Below are 5,106 nucleotides of genomic sequence, written 5' to 3'. Positions count from 1 at the left end.
TCTGCTTATATATGGGGTCTATTTAACGTTAAGAAAATTACGCTAGAACTAGGCAAAAATTTTTGTATCTAGTTGTTCTAAATAAAAAATTTTTAACGACGTTATAGTGCAATTTAATTCGTTAAGTTGATCAAAGATTTATGCAGGTTGGTATAACTTAGTTTTTAACTATCTAAACAACAATTTGAGTACCTGTCATTGCAACGATTACACAATTTTAGTACCACTCTTGTCGGTAAAAAATGTATCAAGTGAAAAACTAAAATAGTAAGTAACCTGCACTTCGATTAAAAGATTTACTACCCTAGTGAACCAAAATGATATTTAAACTTATTCTTTTCTAACCTAGGATTTTAAACGCCGTTGGCGCTGAAATAGCTGTTTGAGATAGATTTATTACCCATTACCCATTCTCTAGAGTTCAGCTTAAGTAATACCGCCAGCGATTTACAAGCTGGCTTTTTATAGTGGCTTATCGATAAGTGCTATAGCTTCTTTTGCTGTGACAGGTTTAGATTTTAAAAAGCCTTGGCCAAAATCACATTGTGTTGTTTGTAATATAGCTAACTGCTCGGCAGTCTCAATTCCTTCAGCAACGACGGCAAGCTTTAACGATTGTGCCAGCGATAAAATGGCTTCTACTAAAGGATTTGTTGAATCTTGAAGGTGATCTATAAAGCTTTTATCTATTTTTAGAACATGAATAGGCAGTTGATGCAGGTAACCTAATGCGGAATAACCAGTTCCAAAATCATCTAAGCATAATCTTACTTTTAAAGGAGATAAACCTTCAATAATTTGAGTGGCTAGTGCTAAGTTTTCGATTAAGCCAGACTCTGTAATTTCTAAGCACAGAGAGCCTAAAGGAAGCTGATATTTATTGTATATAGCATGAATTTGCGCGACGAAATCAAGGCTTGCAAAATGACGAGATGATACGTTAACGGTAATTTTTAAAAAGCGATACCCTTGCTGATGCCAATCTGAAATGTGTTGCGCAGCTAAATCAAGTAGGTGTAAATCAAGATTTATAATTTGGCCAGTGGTTTCAGCGATCGGAATAAAGTCATTAGGTGAAACGAAGCCTTTATTAGGATGATGCCAGCGAACTAAAGCCTCAAAACCAACAATGTCGCCAGTAGAGATAGTGAAGATAGGTTGAAAATAAAGTTCAAACTCGTTGTGTTCAATTGCGTGCTGTAAGTCATTTTCTATATCTGCATGCGTTTTAAGTTTTTTTCGCATGGTATTATTAAAAAACTTAACTTGCCCACGGCCAGTCGATTTAGCTTCGTACATGGCTGCATCGGATTGTTGTAAGAGCACATAGGCTTCATCATCGACTTTATCACTATATGCGATACCAATACTGGTTGATGCTTGTAATAAATGCCCATCGACATTGAGCGGTTTTGAAAGAACGGTTTGGATGCGCTTTAGTGCTTCGTTGACTTGATTTTTATGGGTAATATTTTCCATGAAAATGGCAAATTCATCGCCGCCTAAACGTGCAAATGTATCAGTACTGCGTACCGTACTTTTGATCAACTCGCATATTTTAATTAAAAAATGGTCACCGACTTCATGACCCAGAGAATCATTAATGCTCTTAAATCGGTCAAAATCCAAGTACATAAGTGCATGACAAGTTCCTTTTTTTGCCCTTGCTAAGCGCAATGTAGCATGTTTAATTCTTTCTATTAATAATGATCTGTTGGCAAGTCCTGTAAGTTCATCATGTAGGGCTCGGTGTTCAAGTTCTTGGCGAGTTAATTGTCTGTCAAGCGCCATACTGATTTGACGACTGACGTAAGTTAACAGCGCACCGTCGTGTTCATTGTACTGTAAGTTACTATCATAGCTTTGAATAACAATAACACCACTGATCCGCTCGTTCGTTTTAAACTGAACCCCAAGCCAAGATTCAGATTGCCTGCCCACCATTTTAAAATGGCCTTGCTCAATGTGCTGCATATATTGTTGTTTATCTAGAAGCAGCGTCTGTTCATTTTGTAGCAAGTAATATGAAGCGGTGTCTTTTAATTGATTCTTTGCTATTTTTTGGTGGGTGTTGGTATGGATACCTTCTTCAACAATATAAACTATATCAAGAATGTCGATCTGTTTATCATAGAGCCCAATGAAAAAATTATCTGCTCTTAAAAGACTATTAATAATATTATGTAAGGACTCAAAAAAAACATCTAAATTACTGGCTTCGTAAGTCAAGTTAGCAATTTGTAAAAGGCTGTTTTCTAATTTTTGTGCGTCATTTAATTGGACGACTGTTTTTTGTAAGCTACTAACGGTATTGACTTGATTAATTTTAGCACTGAGCAGGTGCGCAACAGTTGTTAATATTTCAAGGTGAGCATTTGTGAAATAATCTTTTATTGGGTGTTCACAGTCTATGACACCTAAAATACGCTCTTTGTATATAAGTGGTACGCATAGTTCTGATTGGGCCGGGCGCTCATCTGCGATATAACGGTTATCTGCACTTACATCACCGAGTATAATAGCTTCCCCATTTGTGGCTACAAAGCCTGTGATCCCTTCGTTAAAATTAATTTTTTTTCTTTGCGCTCGGTATTTATATCGCTCGTCATCGATACCCATAGAGGCAACTTGATTTAATGTACGCGTTGATTCATCTGCAAGATAAATAACACAGTCAACAAAACCGAGTCTATTTACCACTTCTGTGGTGACGCATTTAAACAACTCTTCAAGAGTATCAAGCTGCAACAAGCTTGATGAAAACTGGTTAATTATACTCAGTTGTTCAGTTTTAATTTCAAGCGCTTTATTTGTATCGATTTTGTTCGACATAGGCAATTAGTATTTTTCTTATTATGTGTTAATTCAGGAACTAATTTAACTTAATATTAACGATTCTACAAAATATAACGCTGAATGTTTTTTGGTGACTGTAAACCTTAGTCATTATTCCTCGCTGTATCTTGAATTATGGGAAAGAGGCTGGCCAGTTTAACTGATTATTTTTTAATAAAATCTTTACTCGAAAACATCAAATGCCTATGATCGGATAAATTCAGCCGTGGAACAAGATGATGACAAGTAATAACACAAGTTCAGTAACAACATTAACGATCACTCGCCCTGATGATTGGCATGTCCATTTACGTGATGGCGATCAGCTAGAGGATACCGTGCGCGATATTAGTCGCTATATGGGTCGCGCCATTGTTATGCCAAATTTAGTTCCACCGGCTACGTGTACTGATACTGCACTTTCATACAAAAAACGTATTATGGCAGTTAAGCCACAAGGTGATTTTGAGCCATTAATGGTGTTGTACCTCACGGATAAAACGACACCTGAAGAAATAAAAAAAGCAAAAGCAACTTCTCAGATAGTTGCAGCTAAGTTATATCCTGCAGGTGCGACAACTAACTCTGATTCGGGTGTTACGTCAGTTAAAAATATTTACCCAGTGTTAAAAGCAATGCAAGAAGTGGGTATGCTTTTATTAGTTCACGGTGAAGTAACCGATTCTTCTATCGATATTTTTGATCGTGAAAAAGTATTTTTAGAAACAGTTCTTGGAGATGTTGTAAGTGATTTTCCTGAACTTAAAATTGTTCTAGAACATATTACAACCAAAGATGCAGTAGAGTTTGTAATAAATGCACCTGCTAATGTTGCTGCAACAATCACAGCGCATCACTTACTTTATAACCGTAATCACATGTTAGCGGGTGGGATCCGTCCTCATTACTATTGTTTACCGATATTAAAACGAAATATTCACCAGCAAGCGTTGATGGCTGCTGCCATAAGTGGCAATAAAAAGTTTTTTTTAGGAACCGATTCAGCTCCGCATTATAAAGATAAAAAAGAGGCTGCTTGTGGTTGTGCTGGTGCATATACTGCCCATGCAGCGATTGAGCTCTATGCAGAGGCATTCGAAGACGCAAATGCATTAGACATGCTAGAAGGTTTTGCAAGTCACTTCGGCCCTGATTTTTATGAGTTACCAAGAAATACAGATACCATTACATTAGAAAAAAAACCGTGGAAAGTACCCGCGAGCTACTCTTTAGGTGACGCTGAGGTTGTACCTATTAAAGCTGAAGATATAATTAATTGGTCAGTTAAATAATTAATCGCGGTCAAGGGCCACTTGACCAATGGTTTTTGAAAAAAAATAAAATAAGGCTATTTGTACTTTCATGATTAAATATTTTCAATAATATTTAATCATGAAAGTGATTACTTTTGATTGCATAATAGTCATTTAAATATGTTTCAAAGCAAGAACCTATTTATAATAAATATTTGTTCAATTAATAGAGCGAAAAGAAAAATAATGTGTTAATCTTATCTCGCTTTGAGTTTTTATGTATTGAATTTACGGATATTGTGCTGCGTTTAAGGTTACCGGTTAGGTTATTACTTGTTCCTGTACTGTACCTCCATATTTTTGAGCATGACTCAGGGAGGATATTGCCATAATTATGTGGCTGAATTTTAATTATTGACTTACAGGAAAATTTAGTATGTCGGTTTCTGGTAAAGTAAAGTTTTTCAACGAAGCTAAAGGCTTTGGTTTCATTGAACAAGAAAATGGTCCTGACGTGTTTGTACATTTCAGCGCAATCACTGGTTCTGGTTTTCGCACTCTTAGCGAAGGTCAAGCAGTGACATTCAGCATCAAGCAAGGTCAAAAAGGCCCTGAAGCTGAGAACGTAGAAGCAGCATAATTTATTATGTGAACCTTCGTTCATCTTGGTGAAACAGTCCTCTGTTTCACCATAATTTCCATTCTTAATATTCCTTATTATCTGATTTTAAAGCCATTAAACATTTTTCAGTATACCTCTCTTATGCCTATAAAATCGTCTAACATTTTTTAGTAGCATTGCATTGTACTCAATTCAATATTTACAAAGTTACTCACAAAATCATCCGAGTAAGCAAAGTAAGATTTGAAATATAATAACTTTATTCTTACACCAGACATTGATCAGACCAATTTCAAAAATTTCGATTTAATTTAAACGCTTAATTCTCTTTAATTTGATAAAATAACATCTCAACTTTGAGGTGTATATGAATCTAAAAATCAAACGGTTAGACCA

The 5,106-nt window shown here is 35.7% G+C and carries 3 protein-coding genes; 2 read left to right on the top strand and 1 reads right to left on the bottom strand.

The window, feature by feature from the left end:
* Positions 1–462: 462 nt before the first annotated feature.
* Positions 463–2,832, bottom strand: coding sequence for a bifunctional diguanylate cyclase/phosphodiesterase (locus H5119_RS19695; protein ID WP_182703436.1), 2,370 nt, complete (start codon positions 2,830–2,832; stop codon positions 463–465).
* Between the two features lie 242 nt (positions 2,833–3,074).
* Between H5119_RS19695 and pyrC the strand changes: the two genes are divergently transcribed.
* Positions 3,075–4,127 (top strand): dihydroorotase, encoded by a 1,053-nt coding sequence (gene pyrC, locus H5119_RS19690; protein WP_182703437.1) that lies wholly within the window; start codon positions 3,075–3,077, stop codon positions 4,125–4,127.
* A gap of 397 nt (positions 4,128–4,524) precedes the next feature.
* Entirely contained in the window at positions 4,525–4,728 is a 204-nt protein-coding gene (locus H5119_RS19685) for a cold-shock protein (RefSeq protein ID WP_138584805.1), read from the top strand.
* Positions 4,729–5,106 lie beyond the last annotated feature (378 nt).

The organism is Pseudoalteromonas sp. SG45-5 (assembly GCF_014164085.1).
Taxonomy (GTDB): domain Bacteria; phylum Pseudomonadota; class Gammaproteobacteria; order Enterobacterales; family Alteromonadaceae; genus Pseudoalteromonas; species Pseudoalteromonas aliena.
Note: the sequence above shows the minus strand (reverse complement) of the source record. Positions and strands in the feature narration are given on the sequence as shown.

Bases quoted from the DNA above. Each gene is read 5' to 3' on its own strand.
- pyrC (WP_182703437.1), top strand. From the start codon at position 3,075: ATGACAAGTAATAACACAAGTTCAGTAACAACATTAACGATCACTCGC.
- H5119_RS19685 (WP_138584805.1), top strand. From the start codon at position 4,525: ATGTCGGTTTCTGGTAAAGTAAAGTTTTTCAACGAAGCTAAAGGCTTT.
- H5119_RS19695 (WP_182703436.1), bottom strand. From the start codon at position 2,832: ATGTCGAACAAAATCGATACAAATAAAGCGCTTGAAATTAAAACTGAA.